The following is a 251-nucleotide window of genomic DNA, read 5'->3' on the forward strand; positions in this document are numbered from 1 at the left end:
TTTGAGAAGATTAATCTCTTCTCTATGTACTCTGCTTTTGGTAAACACAAATCTGAAACCGCCCTATGCGACATCGCTTGTACGGTGGTGTGAGAGGGAGGTGCTGCAATGCGCCTCTCTACTCGATAATGCTAGGTTACCCAGTTATAACGGCCTACTACCAAGTTTCTGTTCGTCTCAGCCTTACTTTGCCGTCAGCTTCCTTCCGCCAACTCCTCACGAAGTTAACCTTGCCTCAGCTAATGGACAGC

Annotated in this window: 1 protein-coding gene; it reads left to right on the plus strand. The window is 47.8% G+C overall.

Annotation, left to right across the window (positions count from 1 at the left end; all coding sequences use genetic code 11):
- Window positions 1-65: 65 nt before the first annotated feature.
- A partial coding sequence (locus tag L8D11_RS05595) for a hypothetical protein (protein WP_236870668.1) occupies window positions 66-251 on the plus strand: 186 nt, incomplete at its 3' end.

The organism is Candidatus Bandiella numerosa (genome assembly GCF_021811875.1).
GTDB lineage: Bacteria > Pseudomonadota > Alphaproteobacteria > Rickettsiales > Midichloriaceae > Aquirickettsia > Aquirickettsia numerosa_A.